The sequence below is a fragment of the Arenimonas alkanexedens genome (assembly GCF_054781355.1).
This window is the reverse complement of record NZ_BAAGUO010000002.1, coordinates 374,355-391,597: the sequence shown is the minus strand read 5'-3', so window position 1 is coordinate 391,597 and position 17,243 is coordinate 374,355. Positions and strand designations below refer to the sequence as shown.

Below are 17,243 nucleotides of genomic sequence, written 5' to 3'. Positions count from 1 at the left end.
ATCAGACCACGCGGGCGCGCAACAGGTCATGAATGTTCAGGGCGCCCACGACCCGCCGCTGCTCATCCACCACCACCAGCGAGCTGATCTTGAACTCTTCCATCAGGCGGGCGGCTTCGACCGCCAGCGCGTCGGCGCCGATGGTCTTGGGCGTGCGGCCCATCAGCTTCGACACCGGGGTGGCGTGCAGGTCGGTGTGTTCGTCGTCCAGCGCGCGGCGCAGGTCGCCGTCGGTGAACACGCCCTGCAGCACGCCGCCGGCATCCACCACGGCGGTCATGCCCAGGCGCTTGCGGGTCATCTCGAGCAGGGCGGCGGTGGTGCTGGCGTCGGCGGGCACGCTGGGCACGGCGGCGCCGGTGTGCATGATGTCGCGGATGTGCAGCAGCAGCTTGCGGCCCAGGCTGCCGGCCGGGTGCGAGCGGGCGAAGTCTTCGGCGGTGAAGCCGCGGGCCTCGAGCAGGGCCACCGCGAGGGCGTCGCCCATCACCAGCGCGGCGGTGGTGCTGGAGGTCGGCGCCAGGCCCAGGGGGCAGGCTTCAAGCGGCACGCTGACGTCCAGGTGCACGTCGGCCAGGCCGCCCATACTCGATGCCGGGCGGCCGGTCATGGCCACCATCAGGTTGCCCTGGCGCTTGAGCGCCGGGACGATGGCCAGGATTTCGTCGGATTCGCCGGAGTTCGACAGCGCCAGCACCAGGTCGGCGTCGGTCACCATGCCCAGGTCGCCGTGGCTGGCCTCGCCCGGGTGCATGAAGAAGGCCGGGGTGCCGGTGGACGCCAGGGTGGCGGCGATCTTCTTGGCGATATGGCCCGACTTGCCCATCCCGGTGCAGACCACCCGCCCGCGGCAGGCCAGCATCAGGCGGCAGGCGGCGGCGAACTCGGTGCCGATGCGGGCGCGCATCGCGGTCAGGGCCTGGGCCTCGACGTCGATGACGGTGCGGCCGCTGGCGACCAGCGCGTCGTCGGGGACCTTCGGTGCCTGGGCGAGATCGTTCATGCGGGGGAGGTTGGGGGTATGATGCGGGGCCTCATTGTAAGGCCTGCGCGCCAGCCGCGCCCCCGTCCGCTATGACTCCCGACATCATCCAGAACCTGATCGAAACCGGCCTTCCCGGCGCCAGCGCCCGCGTCACGGGCGACGACGGCGTGCATTTCGAGGCCACCGTGGTCTGCGAGGCCTTCCGCGGCAAGATGCCGCTGGCCCGCCACCGCATGGTTTATGCCACGCTCGGTGAACGCATGGGCGGCGAGATCCACGCCCTGGCGCTGCGCACGCTGACTCCGGACGAAGCCGACCGCTCCGCGTAGGAGGGCCTTCAGGCCCGATCCTCGGAGCATTCGGGCCTGAAGGCCCTCCTACAAAAAGACAAGAAGAATATGGCGAAGATTGTGATTACCGGCGGCGAGCCGCTCAACGGCGACGTCCAGATTTCCGGCGCCAAGAACGCGGTGCTGCCGATCCTGGCCGCCACCTTGCTCGCCGACGGTCCGATCTCGATCGGTAACGTGCCGCACCTGCACGACGTCACCACCACCATGGAGCTGCTGGGCGCGATGGGCGTGCAGCTGATGGTGGACGAGAAGCTGACGATCACTGCCGACCCGCGCTTCATCACTTCCACCGTGGCGCCCTACGAGCTGGTCAAGACCATGCGCGCCTCGATCCTGGTGCTGGGCCCGCTGCTGGCCCGCTTCGGCCATGCCGAAGTGTCGCTGCCCGGCGGCTGCGCGATTGGCTCGCGTCCGGTCGAGCAGCACATTCGCGGCCTGCAGGCGCTGGGCGCCGAGGTCACGGTCGAGAACGGATTCATCAAGGCCCGCGCCGAGCGCCTGCGTGGTGGCCGCTACGTGTTCGACATGATCACCGTCACCGGCACCGAGAACGTGCTGATGGCCGCGGCCCTGGCCAAGGGCACCACGGTGCTGGAGAACTGCGCGCAGGAACCCGAGGTCGTGGACCTGGCCAACTGCCTGATTGCGATGGGCGCGCAGATCGAAGGCGCCGGCACCAACCGCATCGTGGTGCACGGCGTGGACTCGCTGCGCGGCATCCATTACGACGTGCTCCCCGATCGCATCGAAGCCGGCACCTTCCTGGTGGCAGGCGCGATGACCGGCGGCAAGGTGACGGTGAAAAAGGCGCGCGCCGACACCATGGACGCGATCCTGCTCAAGCTCGAGGAAGCCGGCGCGCACATCAACACCCGCGACGACAGCATCGAAGTGGACATGCGCGGCCGCCGTCCCAAGGCGATCAACCTCACCACGGCGCCATACCCGGCGTTCCCGACCGACATGCAGGCGCAGTTCGCCGCGCTCAATACGGTGGCCGAGGGCGTGGGCGTGATCACCGAGACGATCTTCGAGAACCGCTTCATGCACCTCAACGAACTCTCGCGCCTGGGCGCCGATATCCGCGTCGAGGGCAATACCGCCATCATCCGCGGCGTCGAGCGCATGACCGGCGCGCCGATCATGGCCACCGACCTGCGCGCTTCGGCGTCGCTGGTGCTGGCCGGTCTGGTGGCCCACGGTGAAACCGTGGTGGACCGCATTTACCACATCGATCGCGGCTACGAGAACATCGAAGAAAAGCTGGGCGCGCTGGGCGCGAAGATCCGGCGCCTGCCCTAAGGGCCGGCCCGGGCGATCGGGCTAGCGCACCGCGGTGATGCGCATGTCCAGCGTGCTGCCGTCCGACTCGTACTGTTTGATGCGCAGCGGCAGCCAGCCGCGGTTGCGTGCAAACCAAATCTTGGTGATCCGGCCGCTGTCGTCGTCGCGCACGCGCTCGACGCGGATCGCGCGCTCCACGCCCAGCGCGGTGCGCAGGCGAACGTTGGCGGCGGTGCGGTAGCGCTGGACCTCGACATTTCGGCGACCAGCGACCGCGAAACTCATTTCGCCGCGGCGTCCGGCCGACAGCTCCGACATCAGGGCCGCGGTTACCGCGTGGCGGTCGAGCAGGCCGTCGCGATAAGGAAGCGACTGCGCCTCGCCCTTGTAGGTAACGCGGGCGGTGCCGGCGCGGGGATCGACCGCCAGGGTTTCCCGGCGCTTGCTCCAGGCCGCGTCCTGCTGCATGTCGTAGTCCAGGGTGCGCGGCGTATCGCCGGTCCAGTCCATCACCGACACTTCCTTGCGGCGCACGCCGGCAACGGCGAACAGGCCTTCGGTGGCCTCGCTGCGGGTGCTCATTTCCCAGCGCCCGTTGGGCAGGCGGCGCAGGGTGATGCGGCCCGTGCCCAGTGGTTTGCCGTCCTGTTGGACCTGATAGTCGGCGGCGAAGGCGGCCGGCGGCGGTGCCGCCCAGGCCAGGCCAGGCAGCATCAGGGCGGCCAGCAGCGCGGGGACGAAGTACGGCAGGCGCATGACTCAGGCTTCCTTGAGCAGGTTGTCGGCGCCCAGCTGCAGCGGCGCGGCGAGCGCGCGTCCGTCCAGCGTCACCGCGCTGCGGCTGATCTGCAGCCTGCGCTCGGCGAGCAAGGCCACGGTGGCGCGCAGCAGCGCGTGTTCGCGCGGCAGCAGGCGCTGGGCCAGCGTGGCGTCGTCGTCGCTGGGCTCGATCGCCAAACGCACCTGGGAAAGCAGCGGTCCGGCATCGAGCGCCGGCACCACCACGTGCACGCTGGCGCCATGCTCGGCGTCGCCGGCAGCGAGGGCACGGGCGTGGGTGTCGAGACCCGGGTATTTGGGCAGCAAGGACGGGTGGATGTTGATCATTCGGCCTTCGAATCGACGCACCGAGGCGGTGCTGATGATGCGTAGGTATCCCGCACATACGATGAGGTCGGGCTGAACATCGGCGACGGCGCTGAACAGCGCTTCATCGTGGGCGTCCCGGTCCGGGTAGTCGCGGGGCCTGAGCGCGAGCGCGTGGATGCCGACGTCACGAGCGAGCGCGATGGCGCCGCAGGCCGGTTTGTCCGAGAACACGCCGACAAGCCGGGCCGGCAGACGGTGTTCCCGGATGGCCTCGACCAGGGCCTTGAGGTTGCTGCCGCGGCCGGAGGCGAGCACGGCAAGGCGCAAAGGCTCGTCGCTCACGACTCCGGGGTCTTCTGGGCGCGCTTGGCGGCGTACATGCGCTGGTCGGCCAGCGCCAGCAACTCTTCGGCGCTGCCGGCTTCGGCCAGCGCCAGGGCGCCGCCGATGCTGGCCTTGAGTGTGAAGGTCAGCTCGCGATACGAGTAGTTCGGCGCGAGGCTGGCATGCAGGCGGTCGATCGCGCTGTGCAGGTCCTCGTCGGTGGACAGCGGCGACAGCACCAGTGCGAACTCGTCGCCGCCGATGCGGGCCACGGTATCGGAGGCGCGCGCGCAAGCCTTCAGCCGGTTCGCGACCTGGGCCAGCACGGCGTCGCCGCAGGCGTGGCCGAATTCGTCGTTGATGGGCTTGAAGTCGTCCAGGTCCACCATCAATGCGCCCACCGATACGCCTTTCCGGTGGGCCCCCGACACGGCCGAGTTCAGCCGGTCGGCGAACAGCGCGCGATTGGGTAGGTCGGTAAGCGTGTCGTGGGTTGCCAGGTAGAACAGGTCGTTTGCCGCATGGCGGGTGGCATGGAACATCGCGGCAGCAATGGCATCGCCGACCAGCCCCAACACGGCAGCGTCCTCGCCGGTGAACTTCCCGGCCTGCTTCGACGTCGCCTTGAGTACGCCGACCACGCTCTTGTCGTGGATCAGCGGCAGGACCATCATCGCCCGCAGCCCGACCCGGCGGCAGCCCTCGCGGTCAACCCGCGGGTCGGTTTCAGAGTCTTCGCAGTGCAGTAGTTCGCCGCGCTGAACGCATAGTCCGGCCAGGCTGCCGACGCGGGGAACGCGCATGCCGAGGTTGCGTGCGACCGAGCCGGCGGCAGCGCGGTAGACCATGTCCTCGCCCTCGACCAGCTCGATCACGGCGCCGTCGGCGTCGACCAGGGGCAGGATCCGTTCGACCACCAGATGCATGACGCCGGCGAGGTCCAGACCAAGTCGCGCGATCTCCGCCTGAGTGGCGATGACGGCCATCAATCTCTGGTTGGGAATCATGGCGCCTTCTCCTGGTAGGGATCAGCCGATGTGCACGCGCTCGGCGGTGTCGGCCCGGACCACCTGTCCGATCGGCCGGTGCGCGAGACCCAGGCGCTGAAGGTCGGCCGAGACCGCCGCAACGTCGCCGGGCGCCAGCACCAGCACGAAGCCGATGCCGCAGTTGAAGGTGCGCCACATCTCGGCCGAAGGTACCGCACCTTCGCGCTGCAACCAATCGAAAACCGGCGGCAAAACAATCGCCGAGGCCTCGATCTCCAGGCCCAGGCCCTCGGGAATGACGCGGATGATGTTCTCGGTCAGGCCGCCGCCGGTGATGTGGGCCATGGCGTGCAGGTCGTGCTTGCCGAGCAGCTCGAGGATGGGTTTGACGTAGATGGTGGTCGGCGCCATCAGCGCGTCCACCAGCTTCACGCCGCCAAGGTCGAGCTCGGCCGGGCGGCCGGCGCGGTCGTAGATGCGGCGGATGAGCGAATAGCCGTTCGAGTGCGGGCCCGACGCGGCGATGCCCATCAGTACGTCGCCGGCGCGCACCTTGGCGCCGTCGAGCAGGTTCGCCTTCTCCACGGCGCCGACGGTGAAGCCGGCCAGATCGTATTCGCCCGGCGGGTACATGTCGGGCATCTCGGCGGTTTCGCCGCCGATCAGGGCGCAGCCCGCGAGCTCGCAGCCGGCGGCGATACCGCCGACGACCGCGACCGTGGTGTCCACGTGCAGCTTGCCGGTGGCGAAGTAGTCCAGGAAGAACAGCGGCTCCGCACCCTGCACCAGCACGTCGTTGACGCACATGCCGACCAGGTCGATACCGATGGTGTCGTGGCGGCCCATCTGCTGGGCCAGCTTGAGCTTGGTGCCGACGCCGTCGGTGCCGCTGACCAGCACCGGCTCGCGGTATTTGCCCGAAAGATTGAACAAGGCGCCGAAGCCGCCCAGCCCACCCATCACTTCGGGCCGGAAGGTGCGCTTGACCAAGGGCTTGATGCGCTCGACGACTTCGTTGCCGGCATCGATATCAACGCCCGCATCGCGGTAGGTGAGGGGGGTAGGCGTGGTCACGGGCGGGGTTCCGGGCGCGGGAAAGGCGGCATTCTAGCAGCGGTGGCCGACTTGACTGTGGTCAAGAAGATCAGGATCTGGCGGGCGCACAGTGATAGAACGCCACAGGGAGACTTGTCATGCCTGCCAGCCACGTTATTTCCCGATTTATCGCCGCCATCGCCTGCCTGCTGCCGGCCCTGGCCCTGGCCAACCCACCTGCCGACTTGGCCGAGGGTCGCCGGATCTACGCCCAGGCCTGCGCCGCCTGCCATGGGCCCAGCGGCCGCGCCGATCCCGCCAGCCCGGTATTGGCGGCGCTCGACACCGCCCCGGCCGACCTGTCCGACCCGCTGTTCAACAGCCGGGAGCCGGCCAACGACTGGGAACTGGTGGTTGCGCACGGCGGCCATGCCATGGGCCTGTCTGCCCAGATGCCGGCGCAGCAGGGCACGCTCAGCGCCGACGAAGTGCGAAACGTCGTCGCCTACGTCAAAACCCTGGCCGATACCTCTGAGTACCCGCCGGGCGAGTTCAACTACTTCCTGCCGATCCGCACCAAGAAGGCTTTTCCGGAGGACGAAGTGGTCTGGAAGGGGCGGTACACGCCCGTGGATGGCGGCCCGGACGTGATGCGCAACGTCATCGAGTTCGAAAAGCGGGTCGGCAAGCGCGGCATGCTGGTGGCCGAGGTGATTCACGAAGACGACGGTTTCGACAGTGAAGTGACCAAGTTCGAGGCCGGCTACAAGCACGTACTGGGCTGGAACCTCGAGCGCCAGTCAATACTTTCGGGCGCGATCATCCTTGCCTTCCCTACCGACGGCGGCGAGTCCGACGAGATCATTCCCTACCTGGCCTATGCCCGGATGCTGGGCGACGACTGGGTGTTCCAGTCCAGCGCCCGCGCCATTACTCCCTTCGACGACCCGGGCGACGGAACCCTGGAACTGGCGGGTGCGCTGCACTATCGCTGGACGCCCTGGCCCCGAAATGTGTTCCCCGGCATCGAACTGGTCGCCGAGGCGCCCTACGATGGCTTCGGCGGCGACGTGCAGTGGAGCGCCATTCCCCAGGTTCGCTTCGGCCTGACCAAGGGCGGGCATGTCGCCATGAGCCTGGGCGTCGAGGTCGGGCTCAGCGACCAGCCCTGGGACTATCGCGTCCACGCCGTACTGCTTTGGGACTACGCCGACGGCAGCTTCTTCAAAGGTTGGTGATAGCGGCGCCGTTGGACGGGGATAGGCCGGCTGCGGCAACATGCGTGCAGTCCCGCCTGTCCCCTGAGAGCCATGCCCCCGCGACTGCGCCCCCCCGGTTTCCTGCTGACGCTGATGCTGGCTTTCGCCGCGTCGACCGCCTTCGCCCAGTTCGTGCCGGTGGAGTCGGCGGCGCCGCAGCCGGTGTCCGGGCCGCTGGCTGACGGCAGTGACGGCCTGATTCCGGCCGAGCGTGATCTCAGCCTGTACCAGGGCCAGGTGACCCTGGTCTCGCAGGGTGCCGGGGAACGCCGTGCGGCCACTGCCCGGGCTCTGGCCCAGGTCGTGGTGAAGCTGACCGGCGACCCGCAGGCCGCCGGCCACCCGGTGGTGCGCCGCGCCCTGGCCAATGCCGAGAGCTATGTCGCCACCAGCGACGCCAGCGAAATGAGCGACCAGCAGGGCAACACCGCCATCGGCGGCGTGCCGGTTTACCGCACCACCATGAGCTTCGCCTTCGAACCCAACGGCATGGACGCGCTGGTGGCGGCGGCGGGCCTGAACTATTGGGGCGGCAATCGCCCGCGCCCGATCCTGTGGCTGGCGATTGACGACGGCCGCGGTCCGCGCCTGGTCAATGCCCAGCAGCTGGCCGTGGTGAAGCCGCTGGCCGAGCGCGGGCTCGAGCGCGGCCTGCGCTTCGGCATGCCGGCCGGCAGCGCGGTGGAACAGGCCGCCGTGCAGACGGTTTGGAGCCAGTCGTCCGTGCAGATGCTGCCGCTGACCGCGCGCTACGGTGGCCAGGCCCAGCTGCTGGGCAAGGTCTACCGCGCCGGCGGTGGCTGGACGGCCGATTGGGTGCTCAGCGACGGCGACAAGGAACTCTCACGCTGGTCCTTCAGTGATCCCAGCCCGCAGCGCGCCATCGCCTCCGGCGCTGACGGTGCCGCCGATGCCATCGCCCGTCGCGACGCGGTGCCGCTGCGTGCCGGCAAGCCCACCCGGCTGACCGTGGAGGTGGCCGGCCTGCGCGACGGCACCGACTTCACCCGCGCCATGGGCTATCTGCAAACCCTGGCGGTGGTGCAGGGCCTGACCGTGGTCAGCGCGACGCCCGACGCCCTGGTGCTGGACCTGCAGCTGGCCGTGGGCCGTGAGGGCTTCGAGCGCTTCCTGCTGGCCGGCAACCAGCTGCAGGCCGACCCGCGGTCCAGTCCGGACCGCCCGCGCTACGTACTGCAGCCATGAGTTCGGTCCAGGCCCCGCCCAACGACCTGTTCCACGACCGCCGCCGCTGGCAGTGGCTGGCGCTGGCGATTGGCGTCGGTGTGCTGGTGTGGCAGCTGGCGCCGGTACTGACGCCCTTCGTGGTCTCGGCCCTGCTGGCCTGGCTGGGCGAACCGCTGGTGCGCCGCCTCGAGCTCGGCGGCCGTTCGCGCAACGTGGCCGTGCTGCTGGTGTTCTCGCTGATGACCCTGGTGATCGTGCTGGCGGTGCTGCTGCTGATCCCGCTGATCGAAAACCAGGTGTCGAAGCTGGTGGACTGGCTGCCGCGCTTCGGCAACTGGGTTACCGGCACCGCCGTGCCCTGGGTGGATGCGCGCTTCAAGCTCGACCTGGCCGGCTATGTGGATCCGAGCCAGATCATTGAACTGCTCAAGAAGCACTGGCAGGAAGCCGGCGGCGTCGCCGCGAGCATCTTTGGCGGCGTGTCCAAGTCGGGCCTGGCGATCCTGGGCTGGATGGCGAACTTGGCCCTGATTCCGGTGGTGACCTTCTATTTCATGCGCGACGGCGGTGCGATGGTGGGGCGCGTGCGCGACCTGCTGCCGCGCCCGATCGAGCCGGTGGTAAGCCAGCTCAGCCGCGAGTCGGACCAGGTGCTGGGTGGCTTCATCCGCGGCCAGCTGAGCGTGATGATCGCGCTGGGTACGATCTACGCGGTGGGTCTGAGCGCCGTCGGCGTGGACCTCGGCATCCTGATCGGCATCGTGGCCGGCCTGGTCAGCTTCGTGCCTTACCTGGGCGCCATTGTCGGCGTGGGTGCGGCGGTGATTGCGACCTTGGTCCAGCACGGCGACCTGATGCACCTGGCGCTGGTGCTGGGCGTGTTCGGGCTGGGTCAGCTGCTCGAGAGCTTCTGGCTGACGCCCTGGCTGGTGGGCGACAAGATCGGCCTGCATCCGGTGGCGGTGATCTTCGCGATCATGGCCGGCGGCCAGCTGTTCGGCTTCCTGGGCGTGCTGCTGGCCCTGCCCGTGGCCGCGGTACTGGTGGTGGTGCTGCGCTACGCCCACGCACGCTACACCGCCAGCCGGCTGTACGGCGCCGATGACCAGCCGGACACCGAAGACGACGAGGCATCCCCTGTAGGAGGGCCTTCAGGCCCGAACGCCGCACCCGTAGGAGGGCCTTCAGGCCCGAACGCCGCACCTGTAGGAGGGCCTTCAGGCCCGAACGCCGCAGGCGAAGACGCTTCGGGCCTGAAGGCCCTCCTACAGGACCCGCGCGACAAGTCGTGACCAACCCACAGCTTCCGCTGTCGCTGCGCACGCCGCCCGACCAGCTTTTCGAGGCCTTCCACGGCCAGCCGGCCGTGCGCGATGCCGTACGCGCGGGCGCCTGCGGTGCGTCGGCCGACTGGCTGTTCCTGGCCGGCCCCGCCGGCAGCGGCAAGACCCATCTGCTCCTGGCCGCCTGCGCCGAAGCCACTGCCGCGGGGCGTCGCGCCGCCTACCTGCCGCTGGTCGCGTTTGCCGGCAGGCTGGGCGATGCGCTGGCGGCGCAGGAAGGCGCCGCGCTGCTGTGCCTGGACGGTGTGGAAGCGATCGCCGGCCAGCGCGATGACGAAGAAGCCCTGTTCCACTTCCATAACCGCGCCCGCGCCAGCGGGGCGGTGGTGATGTATGCCGCGCGCTGCAATCCCGCCAATCTGGGACTGCAGCTGCCCGACCTGGTGACGCGGCTGGGCCAGTGCGTGCGGCTGGCGCTGGAACCCCTGGACGACGCCGGGCGTCGCGAAGTGCTGCGCCAGCGCGGCGCGCGCCGCGGCCTCGAGCTCGACGACGCGGTGCTTGATTACCTGCTGCGTCGCGTTGACCGCGACCTGGCCAGCCTGACGAAGCTGCTCGAGCGCATTGATCGCGCCAGCCTGGCCGCACAGCGTCGGGTCACCATTCCCTTCCTGCGCACGCTGCTGCAGGACGGCGCCGGCTAGTCTTCCGGCGCGTAGACGATCCGGTCCCGACCCAAACGCTTGGCTTCGTAAAGCGCGGCATCGGCCCGCGCCAGCATGTCGTTGAGCAGGTCGCCGTCGCGGTGGCTGGTAATGCCGATGCTGAGCGTGGAGCCGAAGCGCGCGGCGGAGCGGCGGTAGTCATCGGCCACGCGCATGGCGAAAGCCTCGGCCTTTTCTTCGCTGGCATCGGGCAGCAGGCAGGCGAACTCCTCGCCGCCCAGACGTGCGCTCAGCTCGCCGGGTCCGACCCGTGCCGCGATCAGGTGACCCAGTTCGCGCAGGATTTCATCGCCGGCGAGGTGACCGTGGGCGTCGTTGACGCGCTTGAAGTAGTCCACGTCAATGAACAGAAGCACGGGCCGATGCCCGGCGGCGATCGCTTCCTCCATCGCGGTGCCGGCCAGGCTCATCCAGCCCTGACGGTTGAGCAGCCCGGTCAGTGGATCGCTCACCGCACGCTGCCAAAGTATTTCCACCTTCTGGTCGAGGCGGATAGCCAGGTTGGCCCGCGCCCGCCGCAGGGTCAGGCCGGCGACGGTGCTCATGGCGTAGAACAACCCGAACAGCTGACGCTCCTCGGTGCTCACCGCCTCGAGCGCGAACAGCAGCGCGCCTGCCGCCGCGCTGCAGGCGGCCAGGGCGACCAGCGCCACGCGTGGCCGCACCAGCACCGGCAGGCCGGCCACAGGCAGCAGCAGGAAGCCGCCCAGCGACAGCGCCGGCATCTGTCGCCATTCGCTGCCCAGACCCGCGAGGCTGATCAGCAGCATTCCCAGGAAGACCGAGCCGAGCAGCACCCTTCGGCGGGTCGAGGCTAAATGTCGGTAGGAAATCGCAACCGCCAGCATCGCGACCGTCACGCCCAACTGCCAAACCAGCGACGACGCCTGCAGCCAGTCGGCGTAGGCGTGCACGCCCAGGCGCAGGGCTTCGAGCAGGGCCAGGGCCAGCAGCAGGTTCGACAGTGGCCCGTGCAGCATGCGCATCTGGCGCCGGTGCTGTTCGCGGCGCTCGTGCGGATGCAAGCTCGCCAGCTCGCCTTCGAGCGCGCGGTGCAGGCTTGTCCTCACACGTTGGAATTGGGAAACGTCCATCGCGACCATTAGAGCCAGCCTCCGCGTGAGTCCACACTTAACCCGGGCGGGCGGATGTCGCGAACTGCGACGTTGAGCACAGGATGCGTGACTTTTTCCAGTCCGGTCAATCCGTTAGCCCAGCGCAGCCAAGCGTTCCGGGGTACCCACGTCGGTCCAATCGCCGCGGTGGTGGCTGCCGTCAACGGAGCCCCGGGCCATGGCGGCACTCAGCAGCGGCGCCAGCTTGAAGCGCGGGGGCGTCAGTTCGGTGCCCGGCGCCGGGCCGATCACGTCGCGCCAGCCGGCCAGCAGCGCCGGGCGATAAACGCCAATGCCGGCGAAGGTGAGCCGCGGCTCCCCCTCGGCGTGCAGGCGGCCATCGGCATCGAGCGCGAAGTCGCCGCGCGGGTGGTGCGCGGGGTTGTCCACCATGACCAGGTGAGCCAGGCCGCGCGGCTCGCGCGGCAGCCTGGCGAAGTCGAAATCGCACCAGATGTCGCCGTTCACCACCAGGAAGGGCGCATCGCCCAGCCGGGGCAGGGCGTGCAGCATGCCGCCGCCGGTTTCCAGCGGCTCGGCGCCTTCGTTCGAGTAGTGCAGGCGCAGGCCCCAGCGCGCGCCGTCGCCCAGCGCCGGCTCGAAGCATTCGGCCAGCCAGGCGATGTTGATCACCACCTCGCTGACGCCGGCCGCGGCCAGGCGCTCGAGATGCCATTCGATCAGCGGCTTGCCGCGCACCTTCAGCAGCGGCTTGGGCGTGTGCTCGGTCAGCGGCCGCATCCGCTCACCCTTGCCCGCCGCAAAAATCAGCGCCCTCACACCCACCCCCCTTGTAGGAGGGCCTTCAGGCCCGAAGCTTTTCGGCCAGGAGCTTCGGGCCTGAAGGCCCTCCTACAAAAGGCGCGCGTCACGGGCGCGGCTGCGTGAGGTCGGTGTCGCCCAGGATGCGCTCCAGCAGTGCGACCAGCGGGGCGGTTTCCGGATAGCGGCTGCCCACCTCGCGGGTGTAACGCCACACCAGCGGCAGGTCCTGCAGGTAGCCGGCCTTGCCGTCGCGATACCAGAGCCGGCAGAAGATGCCGAGCACCTTCAGATGCCGCTGCAGGCCCATCAGGTCGAAGGCGCGCAGGAAGGTGGCCGCGTCCACGGTGGTGATGCCTTCGGCGACCAGACGCAGGCGGTAGTCCTCGACCCAGGCGTTCACCCGCGCCTCGGGCCAGGCGATGTAGCAGTCGCGCAGCAGCGACGCCAGGTCGTAGGTGACCGGCCCACGCACCGCGTCCTGGAAGTCGATCACGCCCGGGCTGTCGCGCTCGGTCACCAGCAGGTTGCGCGAGTGGTAGTCGCGGTGCACGAACACCTGCGGCTGCAGCCGCGCATTGGTCACCAGCGCACGGAAGGCGGACTCGATCACGTCCCACTCTTCGCATTCCGGCGTGTAGCCCAGGTGGCGCTTGAGCAGCCACTCCGGCATCAGCTCCATTTCGGCGACCAGCCGGGTCTCGTCGTAGGCGGGCAGGTCGCTGGCGTCGGCCCGCAGCTGCATCGCCAGCAGCGCGTCGAAGGCCGTGCCGTAGTGGCGGTCGGCGCTGGATTCATTGAGCTCGGGCAGGAACAGCCGATCGCCCAGGTCCTCCATCACCACGAAGCCACGATCGGCGTCGGCGGCCTGGATCTCGGGCACGTGCACACCCGCGCGCGCCAAACGCGAGGCGACGTCCAGCCAGGGCCGGATGTCCTCCTTGTCCGGCGGCGCGTCCATCACGATCCAACTGCGCCCGGCCGACTCGCTGCGCCAGTAGCTGCGGAAGCTGGCGTCGTTGGACGCACGCTCGAGCACCGCTTCCGGATCGGCAAGCGCCTGACGAGTCCATTCCAAACGAAGCTCGTTACGACTAGGCAAGTTCATCCCCCGATTATCACCCGCCACCCCCTGTAGGAGGGCCTTCAGGCCCGAAGCTTTGTGTAGGAGGGCCTTCAGGCCCGAAGCTCCTCGCCGAAGAGCTTCGGGCCTGAAGGCCCTCCTACAGGGGTGAGGTTTTCTCGGGGAGGTTTGCGGGGCTGGGGCGAGCGGGCATCATGGCGGCAGGCTTTCCGCAGGGTTCTTCCCCATGCCCCAGATCATCCCCGTCCTGCTCTCCGGCGGCTCCGGCACGCGCCTGTGGCCGCTGTCCCGCGAGACCCACCCCAAGCAATTCCAGCCCCTGGTGGGCGAGCAGTCGCTGCTACAGGCCACCTGGCGCCGCCTGGAAGGGCTGGCGGGGGCGGGTGCGCCGATTGTGGTGGCGAACGAGGAACACCGCTTCATGGTGGCCGAACAGCTGCGTCAGGTCGGCATCGCGCCCTCGGCGCTGCTGCTCGAACCCGTGGGCCGCAACACCGCCCCGGCCATCGCCGCCGCCGCCCTGCAGGCCCAGGCCGACGGCGCCGACCCGCTGCTGCTGGTGCTGCCCTCGGACCACGTGATCCGCGACGAAGCCGGCTTCCGCGCCGCCGTCCTGGCCGCCGCCCCGGCCGCCGAGGCCGGCCAACTGGTCACCTTCGGCGTGGTGCCGGCGGCGCCGGAGACCGGCTACGGCTACATCAAAGCCGCCCCTGTAGGAGGGCCTTCAGGCCCGAAGCCTTTCGCCAAGAGCTTCGGGCCTGAAGGCCCTCCTACAGGGGGGGCTGGGGTGCGGGGGGTGGAGCGCTTTGTGGAAAAGCCCGACCTGGCCACGGCCCAGGCCTACGTCGCCAGCGGCGACTATTTCTGGAACTCGGGCATGTTCCTGTTCCGCGCCTCGCGCTATCTCGAGGAACTGGCGGCATTCGCGCCCGAGATTCTGGCGGCGGCCCAGGCCGCGCTGGCCGGCGCCAAACGCGACGTGGACTTCCTGCGCCTGGACCGCGCCGCCTTCGAGGCCTGCCCCTCGGACTCCATCGATTACGCCGTGATGGAAAAGACCGCCCACGCCGCCGTGCTGCCGATTGACGTCGGCTGGAGCGATGTCGGCTCGTGGTCGGCGCTGTGGGAAATCGCCGACCAGGACCCGGACGGCAATGCCCACCACGGCGACGTGCTGGCGATTGACTGCCGCAACACCCTGGCCTGGGGTGGCCGCCGCCTGGTCAGCCTGCTGGGGCTGGAAGACGTGATCGTGGTGGACACCGACGACGCCCTGCTGGTGGCCGCGCGCGACCAGGTGCAAAAAGTCAAGGAGATAGTTTCTACCCTTAAAATGCAGGGTCGTTCACAGGCCAGCGTGCATCGCAAGGTGTATCGTCCGTGGGGTAGTTACGACGGTATCGACAGCGGCGAGCGCTTCCAGGTCAAACGCATCGTGGTCAAGCCCGGCGCGGCGCTAAGCCTGCAGATGCACCATCACCGGGCCGAGCACTGGATCGTGGTTAGCGGCTCTGCCCGTGTCACATGCGATGACAAGGTGTTCCTGCTGGCCGAAAACCAAAGTACCTACATTCCACTGGGCAGCAAACATCGCCTGGAAAACCCCGGGAAAGTGCCGCTGGAGCTGATTGAAGTGCAGTCGGGCAGTTACCTGGGGGAAGACGACATCGTTCGGTTCGAGGACGTCTACGGACGCGGCCCGGACACCGCAGCGGGCTCTTAGCGCCCGCTGGCAAGCTGTTGGATCAACGCGATCCTGAACCGGGCAAATGACCTGAACTACGGGACCAAGACGTTACCAGCCGCATGAACTACCTGAACTTCATCGCCCAGATCGATCCCACGGCCTGGCAGCGCATCGCTTTCAGCTTCCTCGCCTGCGCCCTGCTGATGCCGCTGATGCTGCCCCTGGCCCGTCGCTTCGGCCTGGTGGACCATCCGGGCGGTCGCAAGGACCACGGCGTCGCGATGCCGGTGGTTGGTGGCCTGGTCATCTATTTCGTGGTGGTGGTGGGCTTCGTGATGTACGAGCCCTCGAACACGCTGCGCACCTGGGCCTTCGTCGGCGGGGCCGGCCTGCTGGTGCTGGTGGGCCAGCTGGACGACTACTGCGACCTGCGCTGGACCTGGCGCATCGGCGCCCAGTCGCTGGCGGCGCTGCTGATGGCTCTGGCCGGCGGCGTCATGGCCACCAACCTGCAGGACGTATTCGGCTTCACCGGCGCCAATATTGGCCTGCTGGCGGTGCCCTTCACTATTTTCATCGTGGTCGGCGTCATCAACGCGCTGAACATGGCCGACGGCGTGGACGGCCTGGCCGGCAGCCTGTCGGTGGTGGCGCTGCTGCTGTTCACCTGTTTCGGCCTGTACGCGGGCAACGTGCTGGTGGCCGAACGCATCCTGGCGGTGGCCGCGGCGGTGCTGGGCTTCCTGGTCTGGAATGCGCGCTTCCCCTGGCAGCCGCGGGCGCGGGTGTTCCTGGGCAACGGCGGCAGCATGCTGCTGGGCTTCACCATTGCCTATGCCTCGGTGCGGCTGTCGCAGGCGCCCGAGCACCCGATATCGCCGGTGCTGGGGCCCTGGGTGCTTTCGCTGCCGCTGATTGACTGCGTCACCCTGATGATCCGCCGCTGGCGCCAGGGTCGTTCGCCGTTCGCGGCCGACCGCCACCACATGCACCACATGCTGCTCGACGCCGGCTTCCGGGCCGGCGGGGTGGTGGCCATCATCACCGGCGGCACCCTGGTGCTGGGCGTTGCGGCCGCGGTGGCGGTGAAGCTGGGCGTCTACCGCCCGCTGATGGTGCTGGCCTTCCTGGTGCTGCTGGGCGCCTGGTACGCGTTCAGCGCCGATTACAGCCGCGCGGTCGCGAGGCTGGCAGTCTGGCGAAGCGCCGGCCGGCCCGGCCCCAGCGATGACGCCAGGGAATCCAAAGCCCACTGATGATCGACCTGCACTGCCACCTGCTGCCCGGCATTGACGACGGCCCCACCACGCTGGAGGTCTCGCTGGCGATGGCGCGCTGCGCGGTGGACGACGGCATCACCTTCACCGCCTGCACCCCGCACATCTATCCGGGCCTGTACGAAAACAACCGTGCCGGCATCGAAGCCGCCGTGGCGTCCCTGCGCGAAGCCCTGGCCGAGGCCGGCATTCCGCTGCAGCTGGGCACCGGCGCCGACACCCACCTGGCGCCCGACCTGGCCGGCGGCATCCGCAGCGGCCGCGTGCCCACCCTCAACGGCAGCCGCTACCTGCTGCTGGAGCCGCCGCACCACGTGGCGCCGCCGCGCTTCGACGAATCGGTGTTCACCCTGATGTCGGCCGGCATCGTGCCCGTGATCACCCATCCCGAACGCCTGAGCTGGATCGAGAGCCACTACCCGGTGTTCGCCGGCCTGGTGAAGCAGGGCGCCTGGATGCAGCTGACCGCGGGCAGCCTGACCGGCCGCTTCGGCCGCCGCCCGAAATACTGGGCCGAGCGCATGCTCGACGAAGGCCTGGTGCATATCATCGCCACCGATTCGCACCACATCGACAAACGCCCGCCGCTGCTGGCCGAAGGCCGCGACGCCGCCGCCGCCCGCGTGGGTGTCGTGGAAGCGGAGCACATGGTGCAGACTCGCCCGCAAGGCATCCTCGACGACCTGCCGCCCGGCCAACTGCCGCCGCTGCCTGAGTGCCCGCGCGCCACCGCGCCCCGGGCCGGTTTTTGGCAGCGTATGTTCGGCACCGCATAATGCTCGGTCACGGGCTTTCAGGAGACTC

At 69.0% G+C, this 17,243-nt stretch carries 17 protein-coding genes; 9 read left to right on the top strand and 8 right to left on the bottom strand.

What is annotated here, in order from left to right:
* Position 1: 1 nt before the first annotated feature.
* Positions 2 to 1,003 (bottom strand): KpsF/GutQ family sugar-phosphate isomerase, encoded by a 1,002-nt coding sequence (locus ACYVGY_RS06395; RefSeq protein WP_460456634.1) that lies wholly within the window; start codon positions 1,001 to 1,003, stop codon positions 2 to 4.
* A gap of 71 nt (positions 1,004 to 1,074) precedes the next feature.
* On the opposite strand from ACYVGY_RS06395, the gene ACYVGY_RS06390 reads away from it, so the two are divergent.
* Positions 1,075 to 1,314, top strand: a complete 240-nt coding sequence (locus ACYVGY_RS06390; RefSeq protein WP_460456633.1) for a BolA family protein — start codon at positions 1,075 to 1,077, stop codon at positions 1,312 to 1,314.
* A gap of 69 nt (positions 1,315 to 1,383) precedes the next feature.
* A complete protein-coding gene (gene murA / locus ACYVGY_RS06385) occupies positions 1,384 to 2,640 on the top strand; it encodes a UDP-N-acetylglucosamine 1-carboxyvinyltransferase (RefSeq protein ID WP_460456632.1) in 1,257 nt (418 codons plus the stop codon).
* 21 nt (positions 2,641 to 2,661) lie between these two features.
* Here the strand turns inward: murA and ACYVGY_RS06380 are convergent, their stop codons facing one another.
* Genes ACYVGY_RS06380 through purM form a run of 4 tightly spaced genes read right to left on the bottom strand, consistent with a single transcriptional unit; the run spans position 2,662 to position 6,098 of the window.
* Positions 2,662 to 3,378, bottom strand: coding sequence for a DUF3108 domain-containing protein (locus ACYVGY_RS06380; protein WP_460456631.1), 717 nt, complete (start codon positions 3,376 to 3,378; stop codon positions 2,662 to 2,664).
* Between the two features lie 3 nt (positions 3,379 to 3,381).
* Positions 3,382 to 4,053, bottom strand: a complete 672-nt coding sequence (gene purN / locus ACYVGY_RS06375) for a phosphoribosylglycinamide formyltransferase (RefSeq protein ID WP_460456630.1) — start codon at positions 4,051 to 4,053, stop codon at positions 3,382 to 3,384.
* Positions 4,050 to 5,042 (bottom strand): diguanylate cyclase domain-containing protein, encoded by a 993-nt coding sequence (locus ACYVGY_RS06370; protein ID WP_460456629.1) that lies wholly within the window; start codon positions 5,040 to 5,042, stop codon positions 4,050 to 4,052. The genes purN and ACYVGY_RS06370 overlap by 4 nt, the downstream gene beginning before the upstream one ends.
* A 21-nt stretch (positions 5,043 to 5,063) precedes the next feature.
* Positions 5,064 to 6,098: a phosphoribosylformylglycinamidine cyclo-ligase gene (gene purM, locus ACYVGY_RS06365; RefSeq protein WP_460456628.1), complete on the bottom strand. Its 1,035-nt coding sequence runs from the start codon at positions 6,096 to 6,098 to the stop codon at positions 5,064 to 5,066.
* A gap of 119 nt (positions 6,099 to 6,217) precedes the next feature.
* Between purM and ACYVGY_RS06360 the strand changes: the two genes are divergently transcribed.
* From ACYVGY_RS06360 to hda, 4 genes are all read left to right on the top strand, one after another.
* Entirely contained in the window at positions 6,218 to 7,297 is a 1,080-nt protein-coding gene (locus ACYVGY_RS06360) for a c-type cytochrome (RefSeq protein WP_460456627.1), read from the top strand.
* A gap of 72 nt (positions 7,298 to 7,369) precedes the next feature.
* Positions 7,370 to 8,524 (top strand): DUF2066 domain-containing protein, encoded by a 1,155-nt coding sequence (locus tag ACYVGY_RS06355; RefSeq protein WP_460456626.1) that lies wholly within the window; start codon positions 7,370 to 7,372, stop codon positions 8,522 to 8,524.
* Positions 8,521 to 9,798: an AI-2E family transporter gene (locus ACYVGY_RS06350; protein WP_460456625.1), complete on the top strand. Its 1,278-nt coding sequence runs from the start codon at positions 8,521 to 8,523 to the stop codon at positions 9,796 to 9,798. The genes ACYVGY_RS06355 and ACYVGY_RS06350 overlap by 4 nt, the downstream gene beginning before the upstream one ends.
* Positions 9,795 to 10,493 carry a DnaA regulatory inactivator Hda gene (gene hda / locus ACYVGY_RS06345; RefSeq protein WP_460456624.1) on the top strand — a complete coding sequence of 233 codons (699 nt, stop codon included), beginning with the start codon at positions 9,795 to 9,797 and terminating at the stop codon, positions 10,491 to 10,493. The genes ACYVGY_RS06350 and hda overlap by 4 nt, the downstream gene beginning before the upstream one ends.
* On the opposite strand, the gene ACYVGY_RS06340 is transcribed toward hda, so the two are convergent.
* From ACYVGY_RS06340 to ACYVGY_RS06330, 3 genes are all read right to left on the bottom strand, one after another.
* Positions 10,490 to 11,584 (bottom strand): GGDEF domain-containing protein, encoded by a 1,095-nt coding sequence (locus ACYVGY_RS06340; RefSeq protein ID WP_460456623.1) that lies wholly within the window; start codon positions 11,582 to 11,584, stop codon positions 10,490 to 10,492. The two genes, hda and ACYVGY_RS06340, sit on opposite strands and share 4 nt — an antisense overlap.
* A gap of 138 nt (positions 11,585 to 11,722) precedes the next feature.
* Positions 11,723 to 12,409: an N-acetylmuramate alpha-1-phosphate uridylyltransferase MurU gene (gene murU / locus ACYVGY_RS06335; protein WP_460456622.1), complete on the bottom strand. Its 687-nt coding sequence runs from the start codon at positions 12,407 to 12,409 to the stop codon at positions 11,723 to 11,725.
* An 88-nt stretch (positions 12,410 to 12,497) separates the two neighbouring features.
* Positions 12,498 to 13,469 carry an aminoglycoside phosphotransferase family protein gene (locus ACYVGY_RS06330; RefSeq protein WP_460456621.1) on the bottom strand — a complete coding sequence of 324 codons (972 nt, stop codon included), beginning with the start codon at positions 13,467 to 13,469 and terminating at the stop codon, positions 12,498 to 12,500.
* A gap of 232 nt (positions 13,470 to 13,701) precedes the next feature.
* Between ACYVGY_RS06330 and ACYVGY_RS06325 the strand changes: the two genes are divergently transcribed.
* The 3 genes from ACYVGY_RS06325 to ACYVGY_RS06315 all read left to right on the top strand — a co-directional run bounded on the left by ACYVGY_RS06325 (position 13,702) and on the right by ACYVGY_RS06315 (position 17,215).
* On the top strand, positions 13,702 to 15,198 hold the full coding sequence (locus tag ACYVGY_RS06325) for a mannose-1-phosphate guanylyltransferase/mannose-6-phosphate isomerase (protein WP_460456620.1): 1,497 nt from the start codon (positions 13,702 to 13,704) through the stop codon (positions 15,196 to 15,198).
* Positions 15,199 to 15,281: 83 nt separating this feature from the next.
* A complete protein-coding gene (locus tag ACYVGY_RS06320; RefSeq protein WP_460456619.1) occupies positions 15,282 to 16,418 on the top strand; it encodes an MraY family glycosyltransferase in 1,137 nt (378 codons plus the stop codon).
* Positions 16,418 to 17,215: a tyrosine-protein phosphatase gene (locus ACYVGY_RS06315; protein WP_460456618.1), complete on the top strand. Its 798-nt coding sequence runs from the start codon at positions 16,418 to 16,420 to the stop codon at positions 17,213 to 17,215. Before ACYVGY_RS06320 ends, ACYVGY_RS06315 begins: the two co-directional genes overlap by 1 nt.
* Positions 17,216 to 17,243: the final 28 nt, after the last annotated feature.

Bases quoted from the DNA above. Each gene is read 5' to 3' on its own strand.
- ACYVGY_RS06320 (WP_460456619.1), top strand. From the start codon at position 15,282: ATGAACTACCTGAACTTCATCGCCCAGATCGATCCCACGGCCTGGCAG.
- ACYVGY_RS06390 (WP_460456633.1), top strand. From the start codon at position 1,075: ATGACTCCCGACATCATCCAGAACCTGATCGAAACCGGCCTTCCCGGC.
- ACYVGY_RS06360 (WP_460456627.1), top strand. From the start codon at position 6,218: ATGCCTGCCAGCCACGTTATTTCCCGATTTATCGCCGCCATCGCCTGC.
- ACYVGY_RS06395 (WP_460456634.1), bottom strand. From the start codon at position 1,003: ATGAACGATCTCGCCCAGGCACCGAAGGTCCCCGACGACGCGCTGGTC.
- ACYVGY_RS06315 (WP_460456618.1), top strand. From the start codon at position 16,418: ATGATCGACCTGCACTGCCACCTGCTGCCCGGCATTGACGACGGCCCC.
- ACYVGY_RS06355 (WP_460456626.1), top strand. From the start codon at position 7,370: ATGCCCCCGCGACTGCGCCCCCCCGGTTTCCTGCTGACGCTGATGCTG.
- murA (WP_460456632.1), top strand. From the start codon at position 1,384: ATGGCGAAGATTGTGATTACCGGCGGCGAGCCGCTCAACGGCGACGTC.
- ACYVGY_RS06370 (WP_460456629.1), bottom strand. From the start codon at position 5,042: ATGATTCCCAACCAGAGATTGATGGCCGTCATCGCCACTCAGGCGGAG.
- ACYVGY_RS06380 (WP_460456631.1), bottom strand. From the start codon at position 3,378: ATGCGCCTGCCGTACTTCGTCCCCGCGCTGCTGGCCGCCCTGATGCTG.
- ACYVGY_RS06350 (WP_460456625.1), top strand. From the start codon at position 8,521: ATGAGTTCGGTCCAGGCCCCGCCCAACGACCTGTTCCACGACCGCCGC.
- ACYVGY_RS06325 (WP_460456620.1), top strand. From the start codon at position 13,702: ATGCCCCAGATCATCCCCGTCCTGCTCTCCGGCGGCTCCGGCACGCGC.